This is a genomic window from Candidatus Vicinibacter proximus (assembly GCA_016713905.1).
GTDB classification, from domain to species: Bacteria; Bacteroidota; Bacteroidia; order Chitinophagales; family Saprospiraceae; genus Vicinibacter; species Vicinibacter proximus.
The window spans coordinates 928,968-950,912 of record JADJOE010000001.1 but is presented as its reverse complement, the minus strand read 5'-3'; the positions used below and the strand labels follow the sequence as shown (position 1 = coordinate 950,912).

The 21,945-nt window shown below is 35.8% G+C and carries 14 protein-coding genes and 2 pseudogenes; 10 read left to right on the top strand and 6 right to left on the bottom strand.

The genetic code is table 11. From position 1 onward, the window contains the following. Positions 1-32: 32 nt before the first annotated feature. The 6 genes and pseudogenes from IPJ83_03730 to IPJ83_03705 all read right to left on the bottom strand — a co-directional run bounded on the left by IPJ83_03730 (position 33) and on the right by IPJ83_03705 (position 3,587). Positions 33-362 (bottom strand): hypothetical protein, encoded by a 330-nt coding sequence (locus tag IPJ83_03730; GenBank protein ID MBK7879657.1) that lies wholly within the window; start codon positions 360-362, stop codon positions 33-35. Positions 363-607: 245 nt separating this feature from the next. Next, positions 608-811, bottom strand: coding sequence for a hypothetical protein (locus tag IPJ83_03725; GenBank protein MBK7879656.1), 204 nt, complete (start codon positions 809-811; stop codon positions 608-610). A gap of 301 nt (positions 812-1,112) precedes the next feature. Then, on the bottom strand, positions 1,113-1,616 hold the full coding sequence (locus tag IPJ83_03720) for a hypothetical protein (GenBank protein MBK7879655.1): 504 nt from the start codon (positions 1,614-1,616) through the stop codon (positions 1,113-1,115). Between the two features lie 5 nt (positions 1,617-1,621). Then, positions 1,622-2,391: pseudogene (locus IPJ83_03715) on the bottom strand (class I SAM-dependent methyltransferase). Between the two features lie 172 nt (positions 2,392-2,563). After that, entirely contained in the window at positions 2,564-2,956 is a 393-nt protein-coding gene (locus IPJ83_03710; protein ID MBK7879654.1) for a hypothetical protein, read from the bottom strand. A gap of 70 nt (positions 2,957-3,026) precedes the next feature. Further along, positions 3,027-3,587: a DUF4256 domain-containing protein gene (locus IPJ83_03705; protein ID MBK7879653.1), complete on the bottom strand. Its 561-nt coding sequence runs from the start codon at positions 3,585-3,587 to the stop codon at positions 3,027-3,029. A 1,783-nt stretch (positions 3,588-5,370) separates the two neighbouring features. Here IPJ83_03705 and IPJ83_03700 point away from each other — a divergent pair. From IPJ83_03700 to IPJ83_03655, 10 genes and pseudogenes are all read left to right on the top strand, one after another. Further along, positions 5,371-7,566 (top strand): T9SS type A sorting domain-containing protein, encoded by a 2,196-nt coding sequence (locus tag IPJ83_03700; GenBank protein ID MBK7879652.1) that lies wholly within the window; start codon positions 5,371-5,373, stop codon positions 7,564-7,566. Between the two features lie 404 nt (positions 7,567-7,970). Next, complete coding sequence (locus tag IPJ83_03695; GenBank protein MBK7879651.1) at positions 7,971-8,450, top strand: hypothetical protein; 480 nt, start codon at positions 7,971-7,973, stop codon at positions 8,448-8,450. A gap of 17 nt (positions 8,451-8,467) precedes the next feature. Beyond that, positions 8,468-11,020 carry a gliding motility-associated C-terminal domain-containing protein gene (locus IPJ83_03690; protein MBK7879650.1) on the top strand — a complete coding sequence of 851 codons (2,553 nt, stop codon included), beginning with the start codon at positions 8,468-8,470 and terminating at the stop codon, positions 11,018-11,020. A gap of 235 nt (positions 11,021-11,255) precedes the next feature. Then, the gene (locus IPJ83_03685; GenBank protein ID MBK7879649.1) at positions 11,256-14,297 is read left to right on the top strand and encodes a gliding motility-associated C-terminal domain-containing protein; all 3,042 of its coding nucleotides are present in this window, start codon (positions 11,256-11,258) and stop codon (positions 14,295-14,297) included. Between the two features lie 236 nt (positions 14,298-14,533). Then, positions 14,534-17,176 (top strand): gliding motility-associated C-terminal domain-containing protein, encoded by a 2,643-nt coding sequence (locus tag IPJ83_03680; GenBank protein MBK7879648.1) that lies wholly within the window; start codon positions 14,534-14,536, stop codon positions 17,174-17,176. 350 nt (positions 17,177-17,526) lie between these two features. Continuing rightward, the gene (locus IPJ83_03675; GenBank protein MBK7879647.1) at positions 17,527-18,507 is read left to right on the top strand and encodes an NAD(P)-dependent alcohol dehydrogenase; all 981 of its coding nucleotides are present in this window, start codon (positions 17,527-17,529) and stop codon (positions 18,505-18,507) included. A 165-nt stretch (positions 18,508-18,672) separates the two neighbouring features. Then, on the top strand, positions 18,673-19,719 hold the full coding sequence (locus tag IPJ83_03670) for an MFS transporter (protein ID MBK7879646.1): 1,047 nt from the start codon (positions 18,673-18,675) through the stop codon (positions 19,717-19,719). A gap of 20 nt (positions 19,720-19,739) precedes the next feature. Continuing rightward, positions 19,740-19,895, top strand: a complete 156-nt coding sequence (locus tag IPJ83_03665) for a hypothetical protein (protein MBK7879645.1) — start codon at positions 19,740-19,742, stop codon at positions 19,893-19,895. A 435-nt stretch (positions 19,896-20,330) separates the two neighbouring features. Continuing rightward, positions 20,331-20,738 carry a hypothetical protein gene (locus IPJ83_03660; GenBank protein ID MBK7879644.1) on the top strand — a complete coding sequence of 136 codons (408 nt, stop codon included), beginning with the start codon at positions 20,331-20,333 and terminating at the stop codon, positions 20,736-20,738. Between the two features lie 119 nt (positions 20,739-20,857). After that, positions 20,858-21,942: pseudogene (locus IPJ83_03655) on the top strand (efflux RND transporter periplasmic adaptor subunit). The last annotated feature ends 3 nt before the right edge of the window (positions 21,943-21,945 follow it).

Here is a 21,945-nt window from a genome sequence, read left to right as displayed (position 1 = left end):
AAATGCTATTTTGCTTATAAATTATTTTATAATTAATTTTTATAGGCATAGTAAGCTGAAACGATGGCTGCTAATACACTTATTACTGACGCAATTAAATTTATTCTTGATAAATAAAAGTCTGGGTTTTTTCTTATATTCCAATCATATTCAAAATTTGGATTTGCTTTGTCTCTTGTATAACGTGTGCTTTCAATTAAATCTGAAGATAACTTGTCTAATAAATGATATTCCACATCCTCTCCAATTATTTCTTTTACGGCCCATCCAACTCTGCAGTTTTTTTCTTGCTTAACATGTGTTTTAATTAGCTCTAAAATCAAGTTCCTTTGATCATTAGTTATGTTTCCAATTTTACTCATATGGCAAATTTAATATTATAAAATGATATTCCTCTTGTTGGCGCAAGTCTCCGACTTGTGCCACGATTATTAATAAGACCCTTTTATTGGAAACCCCCGATCATTAATAAAACCCCTTGCTGGCGCAAGTCTGCGACTTGCTGATTGATCTCGTCTGAACTGGGATTTCTGGGATTTATGGGAGTGTTGAGATTTTATTTATTTTGGAATTACAAATGCTATTTTGCTTATAAATTATTTTATAATTAATTTTTATAGGCATAGTAAGCTGAAACGATGGCTGCTAATACACTTATTACTGACGCAATTAAATTTATTCTTGATAAATAAAAGTCTGGGTTTTTTCTTATATTCCAATCATATTCAAAATTTGGATTTGCTTTGTCTCTTGTATAACGTGTGCTTTCAATTAAATCTGAAGATAACTTGTCTAATAAATGATATTCCACATCCTCTCCAATTATTTCTTTTACGGCCCATCCAACTCTGCAGTTTTTTCTTGCTTAACATGTGTTTTAATTAGCTCTAAAATCAAGTTCCTTTGATCATTAGTTATGTTTCCAATTTTACTCATATGGCAAATTTAATATTATAAAATGATATTCCTTTTTCACTTGATAAAATAGTTTTAATTAATTCATGAGCAGAAATAATCTTATAGATGCATTAATTTTGTGCTAAATCATCTTCCTAACTCTTATCCTGCAAGTATAGCACCAGCGTCATGATTGTAAAAAACCAATGAGCTATCTATTGATATAAATAGGGCTCATTGTTATCAATCATCTTACGTACATTCTCCAACACTCTTTTCATGTAGGTGCGCCAAAAAAGTTGTGCAAACAACCAGTTGAATGGATACAAAAATACCTGATCGGCAAATAAAGTGTAGGTATATTCCACCAGAATTTCTGCTTCAGATATGGGCGTTGTCTTCCATTCTCCTTCAAACTTATAAAAGCCCAGCATCCATGATTTAAAGTTGCTTACCTCAATTTTCCAGTATTGATTCTCTATTCTTTCCAGCACCCTGTCCATGGAGGCCTCTCCTCCCTTGAAGCCGAGTGATTTAGCGGCAAATACTTTTTTATTGCCACCTGGTTTTCCCCAACTGTCATCCTCAGTACAATGGGTAACCTTAGGCATGAATCCATAACCCGTGTGCACTTTAGAAACATCACATAACATCGGGGTTTTAAATGCCCTCTCCAGAGAACAATTATAAGTGGTTTTTATGCTTACTTTAAAAGTCATTTTATTCAAAACTGTTGGTAGAAAACCATTAAACGCAAGGCGCAGGTAAATGTTGACTGGCTGCGAAAAGAGCCAAATTTCCTGTCCCATTCCCCTGAATCCAAATCACTTTTTAACCGCGCTACTAATTTCTCTTCCAGTCCCTGGGGCAAGAATCCCCAGGCAGATTGTGACAATCTAACCTCCTTATCCAAAAACGCCTCAGGTCGTCCATAAAATGCTTCCTGAAATCCATCTTCGCAATCCAACGGTATAGGAATTGGAATTACTTCAACTCTTCCTCCTAAGGAGTTCTGAATAAAATCAATCGCCGGATAGCGTGCTTTTTCCACCGCTATAAGTTCCGGAAAATAATGTGCGTTCCAAAATTGGTCCAATTCATCCGGGTCAAAAGTCATGATGACTACTTTTTTTTGGAAACCCTGCGTAATTCTCTTAAGCCCTTTTGCACATCCGGCCAGTGGTGCACGGTAACCATGGCCATTACAGCATCAAATGAATGATCATCAAATGGCAAATGGTCTGCCTTGGCATTTATCGCAGGGACCTTTCCATTTAGATTCCTTTGGGCTCGCATGACCTCCGAAGGCTCTACGGCTACTACATATTTATCCTCAGGTTCATAAGATCCTGCACCTGCGCCAACATTCAAAACAGTATCCACATCCTCAAGCGCTTTATCTACATAAGCGGCAATTCTTGGGTCTGTCCGTCGATGTCCGGAATAATGATGTCCAAAACTATCGTAATCAAAAGCCGGATTATTGTGAATCATATTAATTGGTATGGTTAGCCGTTGATTGTGTATTCAAACCAGAGGACATTTTTAAAAATTTGATCATTTCTAAATGGTCAAATGAGAAATTAAAATGGACATAAATTCATAAATGCAAAAAGTTCAATTTAATTAATAAAAAAAAATTAGCTTGCTAAAATTTAAATTAGCTTTATAACAGCTTGCTCTGATTTTTTAAATTTTTGTAATGCAATATGGTAATCATGGCCACAATAAGAAAAGGAAGTGTGGATAAAATAATTTTATAATTAAAGCTCATCAAGCCGATCACCAACATAAAACCCAATAATAATCCCAGACAAGATATGCCGATATAGGTCATGATTTTATTAGGTTTATCTTGAAAAAGGGTGACCAATAAAATGATCTGCCCGATCATGGGCAATAATGTGAACGGATGCATAACGGAGGCAGGATCACTAAAAAGTTTGGATATAATCTCCCCTTCTGCCTGAAACAATAAAATTTGATTGTGTCCACCCCATTCCAAATATCCTACAAATGAGGTCAGGATCAACAACAGGTTTAAAATTTTACTTTTCATACGTCAATAGTTTGCTTCTAATTTTATATCAATAATATTTAAGTTAAAATAATAAATATCCTTCCAAGCCTCAAATTTTAATGACACCTCTAAACCCTCTTGCTGCATAGTAAGATTGAACTCCGTTGTGGTACACAAATACATTCCCATAGCGGTAATCGCCAAATATCGCTCCACCATGCTTTCTAATGTCCGCAGGGGTAAGCAACCAGGACGAGGTCTTTGCATCAAAATGACCCAGCTTTTGTAAATTTCGGTATTGTTCTTCTGTCAGTATTTCTATACCCATTTCCTCTGCCATACCGAGGGCACTGTTTTCCGGAGGAAATTCTTTTCTGGCCAACAAGGCTTCTGTATCATAACACAAACTTCTTCTGCCCTTTGGACTCTCCGGGGAACAATCGTAAAAAATGAATTCACCGGTCTTTTTATCCTGACCAACTACATCAGGTTCGCCACCTGTTCTCTCCATCTCGTTGAGTGACCATAATTTTTGTCCAGCTGCTTCCAGTCTGGTCTGGACCTCTGACCAGATTAGTCCCTTATGTCGTGAACTATTTTTTTCAAATCGGGACTTGAGGGTGGCAAATAAATCTTGAGATTCCTTAGCCGACAAAGTCTTTTTAGGCATGGTTAAATTTTTTCTGGCTTTGAATATTCATTTAATTGGCCAATGCAATTTTTTATTAAGGAAATAATTGGCAACGCTAAAATATAAAAAATAGATAAACCCAAAAAATTTAATAATTGAACAACATCCCTTGAATTGTGGAATTGGAAAATAAATTCATATTATAAGAAAATTAATTCAATGCGGATGATTTCAAATAGTAATTTTATTTTCACCAATAATTACTAATAAATCACTCACCAGCTTCCTGGTTGAAACAAGAAATATTTATAAAGGTGGGACTTGCTTTGCAGCTGTAGTGCAAGCAGGAATACAAAAAAGGTTTAACCTTTTAAATCGACTCAAAGGAATTTATAATTGTCCTGTAAAAAATAAATCCACAAGAAAATATAAATTTATTATTTGGCTTATTTCCTTCTGAAAAGAAAGGAATTACTTGTGCTTACTCAGGTAAAGGTTTACACCTTGCAAAACTCAAGTTTTAGAAATTATTCTCTTTTAAAAGACATACTTTCCATAATAATTTGTGGTCCTAATTTAAATGTTCAAACCCGATGGATAAAGAAAATATAATTCTCAGATGATGATTATTTATAATCCAAATATGCCATTGGCCATTAGATACAATGAACAGTGGTATAACCCCATCAACATCCTTAGAGATTTAAAATAAAATCAATGTTAGAAGCGTTTTATAAAATATTTCATATTTTAGCACGCTAATCAAATTCCTTCGGTTTACTTTAATGAATAAGTCCTATGCCGTTCAAATTACCTGAGAGGGTCAAACCGGTAAAATTAATCTTTACCAAAATCTAAAAATTTAAGTTATGAATATCTCTCTTAATTTTAAAGAAAATCCATTCCATCTATTGTTGTTTACTACAATTATTCTATTGCTGACATTTGCAATAAAACCCTTATCTAATATGAATTTTCAGGATATGCAAATGTTTGGCCGGCCTTTGGAAAATATGATCTGGGCCCTTCCATTTTTTCTGATCTTTTCATGGCTCTTGTATCTAGCATCAAGGAATTTCCTATACTCAATCACCTATACGCGGATACACGTTATCACAACCGTGATCACCATTTTGCTGATATTGCCCATTTTATACATAGGCATCCATCCTTCCACCTTCAGCAACGAAAGGCATGAATCCATAGGTGTCCTTATACAAATCTTAACATGGATATTTGTTCTTGGACAACTAACTTATTTGTTTAATTTAGGACTTGGAATACTCTTGAAACGGAAATTGAAGTAAGTAAAATTGAAGAAATCAATTTGAGTCTCTTGCATAAACAAATGGCACTAATTTATTATTCCAAGGTTAGCTGTTTACCCTTTATTATAATGCAATCTAAAGTTCAAATGAAAATTTGATTAAGCTTAAATTTTTATGCCTGGCTTACGTGGGCGGCACATGGGTAATAGGGGCCATGCCCAAAACTATGGCTTAAATTTTTGTGAGCTTGACTTTCTCCACTGGATGATTGAAGTTTTATAATTGTTGTGGGAAAAACATTTCTTCCACTGTAGAAGTGTTTTGGGTTACTTACTGTAACATCACATTTTAATATTTCTCTCCAGAACTTAATTTTATACCTACAAATCAAGTACAAGATCTAAAATAAATACTTTTATCTCTAAATGTAAAAATATGTTGGGCTGCAATCCATGGATAAATTCATCAAGGAACTAAACGATTAATTTTATATAGAATTCTTAAATAAACTCATTGCAAATTTCAGATATAATTGATTTATGTATTTTAAAAACATGGCCAAATCATTTTTTACAGCAATTCTTTGCGTAATGCATTGGACTCTCGGCCTGACACAATCTGGATTTACGACAGACCAGAATGCAGACCTCATGATTTCCGGAATAGACTTTAACCATACCGGCGGTGCTTTTTCCTTCAATCATCCCAATGGCCTGGCCAGTAACGGAAGTAATTTATTGATGTGTGATCGCTTTAACAACCGCATTCTCATTTGGCTCAAGGCCCCTACTTCATGGGATGCGCCACCTGATCTGGTCCTTGGGCAACAAAATTTTACAGACAATAATCCCGGCATCACAAAGAGCAGTTTAAATTGGCCCGGAAATGTATCGGTATCTCCATCCGGCAAATTAGCGATCGCCGATTCAAACAATGACAGTCTTCTGTTGTGGAATAATTTTCCCATTCAAAATGGTCAACCTGCCGATATCTCCATCCACCTACCTTCCATATGGCCTGGTAACACCCCACAAAAATGGGAATGGCCCTGGGGGATCTGGACAGATGGCATCCGCCTCGCTGCTGTGGCCACTCAGGGAGCAACCATTTTGTTTTGGAATACTTTCCCCATCACAGATAACCAAAAACCAGATTACACCATTACCAACCCTGATTTTGGTACGCCCAGAAATATATCCACAGATGGCGCTCAATATTTCTTTGTTGGAGACCACAATGCCAGAGTCCATGGAAATCCGGGAACTTTCTTTTGGAACTCATACCCAATTTCGTCCAATCAAAAATATGATTTCTACAGAGACGAATGGATCAAAGGAACTAAACTATCGGATGGAAAATTAATCGCTTCCGGATTGAGCAGAATTTATACCTGGAACAGCATACCCACCAGCGCATCACAAAATCCGGATTTAATTGCTTCGCCAACTTTTTATGATAATGGTGATGGCGTAGATGTGGTGGAAGCTAATGGGAATATTTATATTTGTAATTACAATGGCAACAACATTTTGGTTTATGATTCACCACCAGATCAGATCCACACCAACCCATTGTTCGCTGTAGGTGTACATGATTACCACAACAACACCCTGGATTCCATCGGATACATCCAGAATCCTGCCATGTCAAGCGATGGAACCCGACTCATCATTACATCAGACTACTACAAACGGATTTACATTTTTAATAAATTCCCAAAAATATCCGGAGAAAAAGCAGATCAGATCATTTCTACAGCAAAGTATAATCTTGCTGCCTGGGACAACGCATTACACAACAATACATTTGTTGCAGCAGGCAGAAATACAGTTTGTATCTGGAATGATGCAAATAAACTGGATCTCAATCCATCCACCATGTACAATGGAAAAATAGGCAGCGCATCTTTTAACGATTTAAAAGGAGTCGCCCTGGATGATAAATTTTTTTATTTGGCGGATAAAGCTGGAATGGTTTATATCTGGAAAGGAATTCCCGATAATAATTCTACAAACCCGGTGTACACTTTAAACTTTGGAAATGTTCAGCTCAACCGTTTATCCTCAGACGGAACTTACTTCTGTGTCACCCAACAATCACCTGCAACAATTTTCATTTACAAAAAATCGGATTTGGAAAATGGGAACCTTTCTCCCTGGAAAACAATCATCCAACAAGGCTTACTCAATCTGCCGTCCGAGGCCATCACTTACCATGGAACTTTAGCTATTGCAAATCAAAGTTTTAATGATGTACTGATCTGGGATGACATCAACCAAGCGCCCATTACATCAAAAATGATCATTTTAGGACAAACTTCTAATTCATCTAACAACAAGCCTGCAATAGGTACGAACCGTTTGTTTATGCCCGGTTCATTACTCTATCAGAACAATCAACTCTGGATAGGTGAACATAAATTTTCTTCAAGAATTTTGAAGTTTTCAGCTGTTACAACAGGTAACCATGAACCAGTTTTATCTTCTGCAGGTTTTTACCTTTATCCAAATCCATTTAGTGAAAACGCAAATATTGTTTTTACGCTGACGGAAAATTCTAAAGTAACTGTATCGTTAACAAATGTTCATGGCCAACATTTTGGATCTGTACTAGATATCGAAAATCTAGCCGTAGGAACGCACAGTCTTCCAATTCCATCGCTGGCGGCATTTCCTGATGGTGTGTATGTCGCAGATGTTTGGATTAATGACAATCATTTTGTCAGAAAATTTATCAAGCATAAACCATAAGTCTAAATAATCTGCACAGCTTAGTAAATATGCCTTTTGCATTCCTCTTACAAATGGAATGTAAATCCTTTGTATCCGCCCCATAAACACCTATGTGATTTCCGGCTTTCAATTTTGAGGTAGCAATTCCGAGGTACGATTAATGGGATGATCGTTTATGTGGCTTAAAATATCTCTAAGCCTTACCTATGGATTGATTTGGTTAAACGGGATCTATTTTGAATTGACAAAATATTTTAACCATTATTTTTCATCTATTTTATATCTTTTCCTCTAAAGAATACTTCGCAATTTATTCCTCTGTATATTGCATGTTCATTGTGTCCAATGAATACCTAATTAATTTCTTTGGATTCTGGTTTTTAACTTAACTTTCTGTCCACTTTTATGAGGAAGTCTACTTTATGAAATTGAGCTTTTTAGCATTACAAAACTTAGCCACGCTAATCATTTTGCTAATTTTTCCATTTAAGGTATATGGATTTAAATATGAATTAACACCCACACCATTAGTTTTCAACAATCAAATAATTATCAGCTCTGATACTTGTCCTACTGGATTAGAGACTTCGATCTGGTATATGGGTACTCATGGGATAGATTGGCGTTCTGGAACACCTCAGCCGGATTCATTTTTCTATAGTGCGTTAGGTATAGGAGAAGGGCATTCCAGCATTTGTGATAAGCAGGGCAATCTACTCTTCTATTCAGATAATGATTACATCTATAATCGGAATCATCAGATCATGGCGGGGTGTCCCAGATTCTCAAATCCATCTTCAGTCATGTGCGCTATTGTCCCTCAGCCCGGTAGTGATTCCTTATATTATTTCTTCTCACCCCAGATCAAGACCCAACTACAAGTGCCCCTCCTTATAAATTAAGATATGTCCAGATAGATATGAGTCAGGATAATGGATTTGGCGAAGTAGTGACCCCTGAACAGGTACTCATAGATTCCAGTTCAGAACAAGTGCTGGTAGTTAAACATTGTAATGGACGTGATTGGTGGATTATATGTCAGAATGCAGCATCAGAAGTCTTTTATTCATTCTTATTAGACACCAGTGGTATTCAACTCAATCAAAAAGTTACATCTATCTCAGGGAAGATACACAACATTGATCATAATTTGACAAAAAGTGGACAATTAAGTGTTTCTAATTCCAGTGAATATATTATAGAATGTACATTAGGTTCAGTTCTTCCTAGCCAAGTAGAATTACATCAGTTTGATCCTAGTACAGGAATTATTTCAAATGGGTATGACCTGTTTGATACGATTACAACAGCTAAAAATAGAAAAGAACTTACAGGTGCTGCCTTTTCAGCCGATGACTCCAAAGTTTATCTTACTAGTGCAGATACATTTGATGTAATATTTCAAGTGGACCTTCTGGATCCTGATTCATCTGTTGTGAGAAAACGAATTAACAGAATAATTCACCAATTGGGTTTTGGTGTGGGAGGACCCGTTCTAGGCAGAGATGATAGAATCTATATAACCACATTCATGAAATTTTTTAAGACACTGCATGTAATCCATCAGCCCAATGAGTATGGTCAGGCCTGTGAACTTAAGCTTAATGACTTCTATCTGGGAGGTAAGTCAGGTCTAAGTGCACCAAATTTTGCAGTAGGTTTAGAAAGACCTTATAGGGCTGTAGTTCAAGGAAAGAAAATAATATGTAAGGATAGTCTGGCTCATTTCCTTGTGAAAGAGGCTTGTCCTCATGTGACAGAATGGATGCTGCCTGATGGTGGAAATATTGTAAACAAGTCAGGAGATAGCCTAGCTGTGATGTTTCTTGACACTGGCATGTATAGAGTCATAGCAGCATATCCGATTCGTTGTGGATTTAAGTCTGATACCCATAGGGTTCAGGTTAATCGATGTCATTGCGCCCACCAATTTAGTCTTACACAAGCTGATACTTTGGTGTGTGTGGGGAGTACATCCACGATATCATTTAACACGAATGCAAGTTCCTATCTTATAGATGGTATTGTACTTCCTAATCCATTAGTAACGATAACAGACCTTAAGAAAGATACATTGTTAAAGATCTATCTGACTTATCCAGACGCTTGTGATACTTTAATCAATGTCAAAATTCGTGTGATTCCTATCGACAGTAGTTACACAGTACTGGAATTCTGCCAAGGTGACTCTGTATACATCCAGAACCAATGGTACCACCAAGATGATGAACTAAGAATATTATCATCTAATCAACTAGGATGTGATTCTGTTGCATTAATTTCATTAAAAACTAAACGGTCTGAATCATTTACAACAAACCTTAAGATCTGTGAAGGAGATTCAGTATGGATATTCACTCCAAATGGAGAAAAATGGATAACTTCAAATGAAAGTGATACTATTATTTGGAATAACCAAGAAGGATGTGATTCTATTTATGTTTATAATGTAGCCGTATTTCCATCATTTCATGAGACCTTAAACTTAAACAAGTGTATCAAGGATTCGGTATTCTACCAAGGAACTTATTATTTGCATGATACTTCATTTCTGAGCAAATATTCGAGTCAATATGGTTGTGATTCTATTGTAAGTATTAACATCATTAATTATCCTATCTCTCCAGCTTCACGTACTATACATAACATCTGTAATGGGGATTCTATTCAGATTGATAATATTTGGTATCATGACTCAACCATCATAATAACTCATTTCAATAATCAATATGGTTGTGATTCATTCCATATGACAGAAATACACCTCTATCCTATTCCTGAACCCACAACGATTACATTCTATTACTGTATTGGAGACTCGGTCCAGATTGAGCAATTATGGTATAATACAGCAAGCGAATTCACTGTTCATAAATCGAATATACATTCATGCGATTCATTAATCCATTATAAAGTCATTCCATACGAAGATATTTATGTAGACCTTGATGATACATTAGAACTAATTTATGGAGGCACTCATACATTAAGTGGTTTACATGCTATGAATGTGAATAGATTCAGATGGTTCCCATCAGAATATTTATCTTGCACTGAATGTCAAAATCCAGAAATATCGGCTATTCATGATGGAACCTACTATCTTGAAGTAAGTGATGGTAATGGGTGTACAGCAATAGATTCTATATTTATTCGTGTCAAGAATCAAACTTCCGAAATATATATTCCAAATATTTTCTCACCGAATGCAGATTCCAAAAATGACACTTGGAATATAACATTCTCAGATTCCAGAAGTAAAATAATTTCTATACAATTGTTCGAGAGATGGGGTCAACAAGTCTACTCCTGTAAATCATATCCTAATGGTATGGGATCCAATTGTAATGGTTGGGATGGGATGGTCAATAACCATCCATGTCTACCTAATGTATATATTTATTTAATTCATTGGGAAAATGCGGCAGGGCAAAGATTTTTAATTAAGGGGGATGTTACTTTGATAAGGTAGTAAATTTATTAAGAATTACCAAACTAACTGAACCATATATGGTAATCCCATTCAAAATAAAAATATTTTAACCATTATTTTTCATCTATTTTATATCTTTTCCTCTAAAGAATACTTCGCAATTTATTCCTCTGTATATTGCATGTTCATTGTGTCCAATGAATACCTAATTAATTTCTTTGGATTCTGGTTTTTAACTTAACTTTCTGTCCACTTTTATGAGGAAGTCTACTTTATGAAATTGAGCTTTTTAGCATTACAAAACTTAGCCACGCTAATCATTTTGCTAATTTTTCCATTTAAGGTATATGGATTTAAATATGAATTAACACCCACACCATTAGTTTTCAACAATCAAATAATTATCAGCTCTGATACTTGTCCTACTGGATTAGAGACGTCGATCTGGTATATGGGTACTCATGGGATAGATTGGCGTTCTGGAACACCTCAGCCAGATTCATTCTTCTACAGTGCCTTAGGTATTGGAGAAGGGCATTCGAGCATCTGTGATAAACAGGGCAATCTACTCTTCTATTCAGATAATGATTACATCTATAATCGGAATCATCAGATCATGGCGGGGTGTCCTCGATTCTCTAATCCATCTTCAGTCATGTGCGCTATCGTGCCTCAGCCCGGTAGTGATTCCTTATATTATTTCTTCTCACCAGATAATTATCCCACCCTTGGTGCACCACCTTATAAATTGAGATATGTCCAGATAGATATGAGTCAGGATAGTGGACTTGGCGCAGTAGTGACTCCAGAACAGGTACTCATAGATTCCAGTTCCGAACAAGTGCTGGCAGTTAAACATTGTAATGGACGTGATTGGTGGATTATATGTCAGAATGCAGTAACAGAGGTCTTTTATTCATTCCTATTAGACACCAGCGGTATTCAATTCAATCAAATAGTAACATCTATATCTGGGAATATACATAATATATCAAATGAACAGTACAAAACAGGTGAATTAGCCATATCCAATTCTGGTGAATACCTTATTGAATGTACTTTGGGACATCCAAGTCAGGTAGAATTGCATCAATTCGATCCAAGTACAGGCATAATCTCAAACGGGTATGATTTATTTGATACAATTACAACAGCTAAAAATAGAAAAGAACTTACAGGTGCTGCATTTTCAGCCGATGACTCCAAAGTTTATCTTACTAGTGCAGATACATTTGATGTAATATTTCAAGTGGACCTTCTGGATCCTGATTCATCTGTTGTGAGAAAACGAATTAACAGAATAATTCACCAATTGGGTTTTGGTGTGGGAGGACCCGTTCTAGGCAGAGATGATAGAATCTATATTACCACATTCATGAAGTTTTTTAAGACACTACATGTCATACATCAGCCCAATGAGTATGGTCAGGCTTGTGAACTTAAGCTTAATGACTTCTATCTGGGAGGTAAGTCAGGTCTAAGTGCACCAAATTTTGCAGTAGGTTTAGAAAGACCTTATAGGGCTGTAGTTCAAGGAAAGAAAATAATATGTAAGGATAGTCTGGCTCATTTCCTTGTGAAAGAGGCTTGTCCTCATGTGACAGAATGGATGCTGCCTGATGGTGGAAATATTGTAAACAAGTCAGGAGATAGCCTAGCTGTGATGTTTCTTGACACTGGCATGTATAGAGTCATAGCAGCATATCCGATTCGTTGTGGTTTTAAATCTGATACCCATAGAGTACAGGTTAATCGCTGTCATTGCGCCCACCAATTTAGTCTGACACAAGCTGATACACTGGTGTGTGTGGGTAATACATCCACGATATCATTTAAGACGAATGCAAGTTCCTATCTTATAAATGGTATTCTTCTGCCTAATCCATTAGTAACGATACCTGACCTTCAGAAAGATACATTGTTAAAGATCTATCTGACTTATCCAGACGCTTGTGATACTTTAATCAATGTCAAAATTCGTGTGATTCCTATCGACAGTAGTCACACAGTACTGGAATTCTGCCAAGGTGACTCTGTATACATCCAGAACCAATGGTACCACCAAGATGATGAACTAAGAATATTATTATCTAATAAACTAGGATGTGATTCTGTTGTATTAATTTCATTAAAAACTAAACAGTCTGAATCATTTACAACAAACCTTAAGATCTGTGAAGGAGATTCAGTATGGATATTCAATCCAAATGGAGGAAAATGGATAACTTCAAATGAAAGTGATACTATTATTTGGAATAACCAAGAAGGATGTGATTCTATTTATGTTTATAATGTAGCCGTATTTCCATCATTTCATGAGACCTTAAACTTAAACAAGTGTATCAAGGATTCGGTATTCTACCAAGGAACTTATTATTTGCATGATACTTCATTTCTGAGCAAATATTCGAGTCAATATGGTTGTGATTCTATTGTAAGTATTAACATCATTAATTATCCTATCTCTCCAGCTTCACGTACTATACATAACATCTGTAATGGGGATTCTATTCAGATTGATAATATTTGGTATCATGACTCAACCATCATAATAACTCATTTCAATAATCAATATGGTTGTGATTCATTCCATATGACAGAAATACACCTCTATCCTATTCCTGAACCCACAACGATTACATTCTATTACTGTATTGGAGACTCGGTCCAGATTGAGCAATTATGGTATACTACAGCAAGCGAATTCACTGTTCATAAATCGAATATACATTCATGCGATTCATTAATCCATTATAAAGTCATTCCATACGAAGATATTTATGTAGACCTTGATGATACATTAGAACTAATTTATGGAGGCACTCATACATTAAGTGGTTTACATGCTATGAATGTGAATAGATTCAGATGGTTCCCATCAGAATATTTATCTTGCACTGAATGTCAAAATCCAGAAATAACGGCTATTCATGATGGAACATACTCTCTTGAAGTAAGTGATGGTAATGGGTGTACAGCAATAGATTCTATATTTATTCGTGTCAAGAATCAAACTTCCGAAATATATATTCCAAATATTTTCTCACCGAATGCAGATTCCAAAAATGACACTTGGAATATAACATTCTCAGATTCCAGAAGTAAAATAATTTCTATACAATTGTTCGAGAGATGGGGTCAACAAGTCTACTCCTGTAAATCACATCCTAATGGTATGGGATCCAATTGTAATGGGTGGGATGGGATGGTCAATAACCATCCATGTCTACCTAATGTATATATTTATTTAATTAATTGGGAAAATGCGGCAGGGCAAAGATTTTTAATTAAGGGGGATGTTACTTTGATAAGGTAGTAAATTTATTAAGAATTACCAAAATAACTGAACCATATATGGTAATCCCATTCAAAATTAAAATTATTTTAACCATTATTTTTCATCTATTTTATGTCTTTTCCTCTAAAGAATACTTCGCAATTTAATCCTCTGTATATTGCATGTTCATTGTGTCCAATGAATACCTAATTAATTTCTTTGGATTCTGGTTTTTAACTTAACTTTCTGTCCACTTTTATGAGGAAGTCTACTTTATGAAATTGAGCTTTTTAGCATTACAAAACTTAGCCACGCTAATCATTTTGCTAATTTTTCCATTTAAGGTATATGGATTTAAATATGAATTAACACCCACACCATTAGTTTTCAACAATCAAATAATTATCAGCTCTGATACTTGCCCTACAGGTAAGGAAATGAATATCTGGCTAATAGGAGATAAACATGGAATTGATTGGTCTAATGGGACACCCAATATTATTGGCGGTCTTAATGCGGATATTTATGAAGGACATACGAGCTATTGTAAACCTGACGGTAGCTTAGCAATTTATACTGAAGGGCATCATGTGTATAATGGACAAGGTAATTCTATCAGGTTTACTGCTGCCGAATTGTTAAGTAACACTTCCACAACGATGAGTCTGATATTGGCAAAGCCTGGGCAGGACAGCTTGTATTATGTTTTTCATATGGATGCTGCTCTGAAATCTTTTAATGACCCAGAAAATCTATATTACTCAGTTTACAATATTAAAACAAAGAGTTTGGTTCAAAGAGTAACTCTATTAGATACCACATCCGAAAAGATCACTGCAATTAGGCATTGCAATGGAAAGGACTGGTGGGTGATCGGCATGAAAGGAACTGGAAATGCCTTCTATGCCTGGCTATTAACCGATTTAGGTCTTGCTCCCTCACCTGTGATTAGCAAATCAGGATTCGAACATCTTTTTAATTCTGCAAGTATTCCTTATTGGGCAAATGCTGGCTATCTAAAACCTAGCCATGATGGGAGGCTTTTAACTGAAATTACATCTAGTCATCCTGACCAACCTCAATTTATTGAAATTCACAATTTTGATCCGGCTACAGGGCAGGTGAGTTTTCTGACCCAAATAACTATTGTTTTACCTGGTGGTATGCTAACAAATACAGTGTATTCATGCGAGTATAGTCCTGATAACCGGTATTTATATGTTAAAACAAATTCTCTATGGCAATTTGATTTGAGCGTGATAGATTCTGTGTCGATGATGAATAGCCTTAAGGTATTTGATTTTTCCTCCTTTAAATTAGGTAATCGAGGAAGCCCAGTATTAGGACCTGATGGTAGGATGTATATGACTAGCTTTTGGCAAAATTATATTCATTTGATACCAGAGCCTAATAAACCTTACCCTGATTGTGGTTTCATTCCTCGATATATTAATGTGGGAAGTCAAACAGGCTTAGCAGCTCCTCAATACCCTTCAGGGTTAATGTGGCCTTATAAAGCATATATGCGAGGACCTAATTCGATTTGCCGCTCTGATACATCAAAATGGTACTTGACAGATCCTTGTCCTCATGAAAAACTTGTGTGGACATTACCTGATGGTGGAAACATTTTAGAAAATGGAGATACACTTAAGGCTAATTTTGAACATGAGGGAATCTATCGAATTATTGTTTCCTATGAAATACCTTGCGGATACAAATCCGATACAATGCACGTTAATGTTGGGAGATGTCATTGTCCTTCGGATTTCCGATGGCTTCAAATTGATACTTTAGTTTGTCAGGGGGAGTCAGCTACTTTAATATATGATTCTGGTAGTTGGATTTCTAGTTCAGGTGCAAATGATTCCACAATACTTTTATCAGCTGTTATAAGGGATACTATTTTAAAAATGAATTTTTTTGGACCTGAGAATTGTGATACCTCTATTCAAGTTTCTATTAAGGTTTTACCTATTAAGGAGACAAAACAAGAAATTTCAATTTGTTATGGAGATTCAATTTATGTAAATGGTATTTGGTATAAAAAAGATACTATTTTACAATTTAAGCGGTTAGGTCAAAATGGTTGCGATTCTATTGTAAGTATTAACATCATTAATTATCCTATCTCTCCAGCTTCACGTACTATACATAACATCTGTAATGGGGATTCTATGCAGATTGATAATATTTGGTATCATGACTCAACCATCATAATAACTCATTTCAATAATCAATATGGTTGTGATTCATTCCATATGACAGAAATACACCTCTATCCTATTCCTGAACCCACAACGATTACATTCTATTACTGTATTGGAGACTCGGTCCAGATTGAGCAATTATGGTATAATACAGCAAGCGAATTCACTGTTCATAAATCGAATATACATTCATGCGATTCATTAATCCATTATAAAGTCATTCCATACGAAGATATTTATGTAGACCTTGATGATACATTAGAACTAATTTATGGAGGCACTCATACATTAAGTGGTTTACATGCTATGAATGTGAATAGATTCAGATGGTTCCCATCAGAATATTTATCTTGCACTGAATGTCAAAATCCAGAAATAACGGCTATTCATGATGGAACCTACTATCTTGAAGTAAGTGATGGTAATGGGTGTACAGCAATAGATTCTATATTTATTCGTGTCAAGAATCAAACTTCCGAAATATATATTCCAAATATTTTCTCACCGAATGCAGATTCCAAAAATGACACTTGGAATATAACATTCTCAGATTCCAGAAGTAAAATAATTTCTATACAATTGTTCGAGAGATGGGGTCAACAAGTCTACTCCTGTAAATCACATCCTAATGGTATGGGATCCAATTGTAATGGTGGGATGGGATGGTCAATAACCATCCATGTCTACCTAATGTATATATTTATTTAATTAATTGGGAAAATGCGGCAGGGCAAAGATTTTTAATTAAGGGGGATGTTACTTTGATAAGGTAGTAAATTTATTAAGAATTACCAAAATAACTGAACCATATATGGCAATCCCATTCAAAATTAAAAATATTTTAACCATTATTTTTCATCTATTTTATGTCTTTTCCTCTAAAGAATACTTCGCAATTTAATCCTCTGTATATTGCATGTTCATTGTGTCCAATGAATACCTAATTAATTTCTTTGGATTCTGGTTTTTAACTTAACTTTCTGTCCACTTTTATGAGGAAGTCAGCAAATTATCGTTCTAATCTTGTTACCATCCATGAATCTTAAAATAATTTCTTTATGAAAGCAGCAGTTCATACCGTTTACGGTCCCCCTGAAGTAGTAAGCATAAGGGAAGTTTCTAAACCATTGCCAAATGACCAGGAAGTTTTGGTTAAAGTATTTGCCTCCACAGTCACTCGGACAGATGCCGGTTTTCGCAGTGCAGAATATTTTATTTCGCGTTTTTGGAGTGGACTCTTTCGGCCAAATCAACCAATTTTAGGCTGTGAATTTGCAGGTGTGGTTGAGGAAGTTGGAAAAAATGTAACGATGTTCAAAAAAGGCGATAAAGTTTTTGGTTACAATGACAAAACCTGGGGAGGACACGGAGAATTTTTGACGATTGGAGAAAATGATGCCATCACATTTTTGCCCGGGAATTTGAGTTTTGCGGAAGGAGCGCCCATCACAGAAGGAGCTCATTATGCATTGAACAATATCCGTGCATCTAAAATTGTAAAAGGACAAAACGCTTTAGTTTATGGTGCAACAGGTGCCATAGGTTCCGCGGCTGTTCAACTCCTTAAACACTTTGGCACAAGGGTAACTGCTGTATGCAACACAAAAAATGTAGCCTTGGTGAAGTCACTTGGCGCTGATGAAGTGATAGATTATCAAACACAGGATTTCACCAAAACAGAACAAAAATTTCATTTCATCTTTGATGCAGTTGGTAAATCATCCTTTGGACAATGCAAACCCCTGCTCACAGATAAAGGAATTTACATTTCCACGGAATTAGGAAAAAATGCAGAAAACGTTTTTCTTGCACTCACTACACCACTATCAGGGGGTAAAAAAGTCCTGTTTCCAATCCCCACCATCACCAAAAATGATGTAATATTTCTAAAAGAACTTGTGGAAAATAATGAATTCAAACCTGTAATAGACAGACACTATAAATTAGAACAGATAGTAGATGCCTATAAATATGTGGAAAGCGGACAAAAAACAGGCAATGTGGTATTGGAAATAACAGACAGTCTACCCATGGATTAATGTATTCCCATTGAATAAGGAATTGTATTTTCTCCTGTGCTAAAAAAGGATATTATTTTTCATGCAGTTAATTTTTTTTGAGATGACTCTAAGGAATACTATAAATTGGAATGCCCACTTAATAGGAATGAAAAATAAAAAACAATCATCGTGTAATCAATAAAAATGGAAATACAAACCCAGTCTTATATAAAACCTATTTACATATTTTTTCTGATGCTTCCATCCGGCATCAGTAGCGGATTTGTAACAGTGGTACTTCCGTTCCTATTGACTAAAAATGACTTCCCCGTTGCACTAACTGCAGGTATTGTGGCCATAGGCACTTCAGCAAATCTCTGGAGATTTTTATGGGGTCCGGTGGTGGACATTTCCTTTAGTTTGAGAAAATGGTTTTACATTGGACTGTTCTTTACCGTCACCACCCTGCTATTGCTTTGTTTTACCCCGTTTACCACAAAGGGCGCACCATTACTTACCCTTATTGTATTTATTTCACAAGTGGCGGCAACACTGATTCTGTTACCTATAAATGGTTTCATGGCAAAGTCCATTGAAGAAAAAGATAAAGGCAAGGCCTCAGGATGGTATCAGGCAGGAAGTTTAGCAGGAACCGGATTTGGTGGCGGACTCGGTTTGTGGCTTGCTACACATTTTAATGTAGGGATATCGGGAATAGTATTGAGCGTAACTTGTCTTTTATTTGGGATGATCATCTTAAAAATTAAGGACATTCCGCACAATAAGGAAAAATCCATTGTACACGAAATCAAAGAAATGGGTAAAGGTATTCTCGAGATGATCAAAATACCCATAGCACTTTTTGTAATTATTTTAATCTTAATGCCAATTGGTACAGGAGCAGCGGCTAACCTATGGTCAGCTATTGCTGAAGACTGGAAAACGGATGCAGATACTGTAGTGCTGGTAACGGGTATTTTAAGTGGTTTGGTGAGTGCATTGGGCTGTGTGGTGGGTGGAATTATCGCAGACAAATGGGGTGTATGGATGTCCTACCTGGGGAGTGGAGCATTATGCGCTATTACAACTTTTATTATGGCCGTACTCCCTATGGTGCCTGCGGTTTATGTCGGTGGTGTCCTGATTTATGCATTTACCATGGGAATGATTTATGCAGCTTTTACTTATGTGATCCTGTATGCCATAGGTAAAAACACATTGCCACAAAATTTTCATTGCTTGCGTCTCTAGGGAATTTACCTGTTGTCTACATGACGGCAATAAACGGATGGGCGCATGATAAATTTAACAGCAAATACATGCTCATTATTGAAGCCGTTGTTGGGATTCTCTTTGTAATTATTTTTACCATGATCCTAAGATACATGATGCATAAAAAATTGGTACTCAAAGTAGTTCATGGATAGATTATCCTGAATGAATTCTATTTTTAGATAAGTATCTTGAACTTCGCTCTTATTTTTTATGATCGTCTTTCAGGAAAATAAAATCTTACCTACAAGAATATAATCTGATCGGAGTAATATCCAAGTGAATGCTCTTGATGTAATTACCTTGTTGGTTCCTATTTTTTTTTGAATGTCATTTATCCACTTTACCTCTAAGATCATAACCAAATTTGATCAGCCTTCAATTTATTGCAAACTGCTTCTAAATTAATTGTTAAAGTAACAAGTCAAATGGTCATGAATCATTTTTTAACTTTTTTTAATGGTATCCTTTATAATTTCGCAATTTGAAACCAGATTACATTTAAAGTTGTATTAGTTTATTTGAAATTTTGTTTTCCCGGCATGTTTAGTAAAAATAAATTTAAATTGACTATCTAAAAAAATAATCCAGTGTTGAAGTCAATTCTGAATTACTGTTTTTTGTTGACGATTGGGGTCTTCCTTGTCTGGGGACAAAACTCAGTATATGCTGGCATTCGAATAGAAAAAAACTTATCCTCCAAAGACAAAACATCTTACTTATCGGAGGATAACTATCTTCCTAATCATTACCCTTCATCCATTCCATTCCAATGTTCTTATTCTCCGAATGAAGAAGACTCCTCAAATGAGAATGAAGAAGATGAACGTTCGGAAGACCAATGGAATCCATTTATTTGGCATGATTCCACAACATGCTTAAATAAATTTAATTTCTCCTTAGCCTGTTACTTTTTCCAACTCAATCAATCCTTTGTTAACCGATCTACGGTTTCGCTAATTATTCTCTACCAGTCCTGGAAGAGTTTCCTTATATAAATCCTGCTGTTTAAAATTATCGGATATAAGCACTTTGATGCTTGTATCCCATGAATTTTTATCGCTCACTCCTTCGTCAGAGCAAATTTTTCTTATTATAAATTTAAAACAAAACAGTTATGAAGAGAATAGTAATTCTCCTTTACCTCACAAGCATTTTTATCCATTCCGGTTGTCGTCACGAAAAACATGAAAAGGAACTGGAAACGAATTTTTTAGTCACTTCTCCAATAGAAATGGACACCATTTTGTATCGTGAATATGTCGCGCAGATACAATCCATCAATCACATTGAATTAAGATCGCAGGAAAGGGGCTATCTCCAGAATATTTATGTAGATGAGGGACAGTCTGGAAAAAAGGGTCAGCTGATGTTTCAAATCATGCCCTTACTTTATCAGGCAGAATTACAAAAGCACAGGCAGAATATAATTTTTCAGAAATTGAATATAAAAACACAAAAAATCTTGCAGACAGTAACATAGTTTCACCCAATGAACTCGCATTGGCCAAAGCACATCTGGACAAAGTCAAAGCGGATCTGGCATTGGCGCAAACGCATTTGGATTTTACAAATATCCGCGCTCCGTTCGATGGCATCATGGGAAGATTTAATGTGCGACTAGGCAGTCTTGTGGATGAAGGTGAACTGCTTACTACTCTTTCAGACAACAGCAAAATGTGGGTATATTTCAATGTACCAGAATCAGAATATCTGGACTACGTGAAAAAAGTAAAATCAGACAGTACGCTTAAGGTAAAATTAAAAATGGCAAACAATGATCTCTTTGACTATTCCGGAAAAGTAGAGACCATTGAAGCCGATTTTAATAATGAAACCGGAAACATTGCATTTAGAGCAACATTTCCTAACCCAAAGGGAATTCTACGCCATGGCGAAACCGGAAATATCCTGATGCCAGTTTCACTTAAAGATGCGATTATCATTCCGCAAAAAGCCACATTTGATGTACTGGATAAAAAATATGTTTATATTGTTGGAGAGGACAATTCGCTCAAAGCCACACAAATCATCATTGGACAAGAAATGCCGCATGTTTATGTTGTGGCCTCGGGTTTAACCACTAAAGATAAAATACTTGCCGAAGGATTAGGCAAAGTCAAGAACGACGAAAAGATTCAATACAAAATTGTTTCGTTTGAAAAAGAACTTGCTGAGCTAAATAATTTACATGCGGAATAAAGC

Coding starts and splice junctions, on each gene's coding strand:
- IPJ83_03680 (MBK7879648.1), top strand. CDS start 14,534: ATGAAATTGAGCTTTTTAGCATTACAAAACTTAGCCACGCTAATCATT.
- IPJ83_03665 (MBK7879645.1), top strand. CDS start 19,740: ATGACGGCAATAAACGGATGGGCGCATGATAAATTTAACAGCAAATAC.
- IPJ83_03695 (MBK7879651.1), top strand. CDS start 7,971: ATGAAATTGAGCTTTTTAGCATTACAAAACTTAGCCACGCTAATCATT.
- IPJ83_03670 (MBK7879646.1), top strand. CDS start 18,673: ATGGAAATACAAACCCAGTCTTATATAAAACCTATTTACATATTTTTT.
- IPJ83_03675 (MBK7879647.1), top strand. CDS start 17,527: ATGAAAGCAGCAGTTCATACCGTTTACGGTCCCCCTGAAGTAGTAAGC.
- IPJ83_03730 (MBK7879657.1), bottom strand. CDS start 362: ATGAGTAAAATTGGAAACATAACTAATGATCAAAGGAACTTGATTTTA.
- IPJ83_03710 (MBK7879654.1), bottom strand. CDS start 2,956: ATGAAAAGTAAAATTTTAAACCTGTTGTTGATCCTGACCTCATTTGTA.
- IPJ83_03700 (MBK7879652.1), top strand. CDS start 5,371: ATGGCCAAATCATTTTTTACAGCAATTCTTTGCGTAATGCATTGGACT.
- IPJ83_03690 (MBK7879650.1), top strand. CDS start 8,468: ATGAGTCAGGATAATGGATTTGGCGAAGTAGTGACCCCTGAACAGGTA.
- IPJ83_03720 (MBK7879655.1), bottom strand. CDS start 1,616: ATGACTTTTAAAGTAAGCATAAAAACCACTTATAATTGTTCTCTGGAG.
- IPJ83_03685 (MBK7879649.1), top strand. CDS start 11,256: ATGAAATTGAGCTTTTTAGCATTACAAAACTTAGCCACGCTAATCATT.
- IPJ83_03705 (MBK7879653.1), bottom strand. CDS start 3,587: ATGCCTAAAAAGACTTTGTCGGCTAAGGAATCTCAAGATTTATTTGCC.